Below are 627 nucleotides of genomic sequence, written 5' to 3'. Positions count from 1 at the left end.
CGCAACACCGCTCCCTAGAGCATATAGCTGGTTACCCGCTACAGCATCGCTTGAAGTAGCACTAATGTCTCCATTGGTAAGCGATGTTATCTTGCTGCTTGTATTCTCTTCACCATGCGTTGCTACAAATGCACCTTTAGCCTTATCCCACAACAAGGCATCAGCCTGAGCAGTGCTAATTTCATTGGTAATCTCTTCGGTAATTTCATCCTTAACATGATCGATTTTATCTTTAACATTCTCGAATGAATCACCAACACCAGCAAAGGCAGACGCGACATCGTTATAACTCGAGACAGTAACACTGCCATCAGATGAAAACTTTTTAACCGCGAATGTAGGAGCTGTCCATGTGCCATTCTCATACTTAGCTTTACCACCTAAAGACTTCGCAACACTGCTCCCTAGAGCATATAGCTGATTACCCGCTACAGCATCCGTTGAGGCTCCACTAATGTCTCCATTTTTAAGAGACGTGATCTTGTTGTTCTCTTTACTGTCCCCATGCGTCGCTACAAACGCACCCTTGGACTTATCCCACAACAACGCGTCAGCCTGAGCAGTGCTAATTTCATTGGTAATCTCTTTATGTAAATCCGTGAAAGAAGTGCCTACACCGGCAAACGC

General features: G+C 45.0%; 1 pseudogene. It reads right to left on the bottom strand.

From position 1 onward, the window contains the following. Window positions 1-627, bottom strand: a pseudogene (locus ACFILA_RS09890) (hypothetical protein); the annotation flags it as partial.

The sequence above is a fragment of the Bartonella sp. CL71SXKL genome (genome assembly GCF_042194935.1).
Lineage (GTDB): Bacteria > Pseudomonadota > Alphaproteobacteria > Rhizobiales > Rhizobiaceae > Bartonella.
The sequence above is the reverse complement of the archived record's forward strand: the minus strand, read 5'-3'. Positions and strand labels throughout refer to the sequence as shown.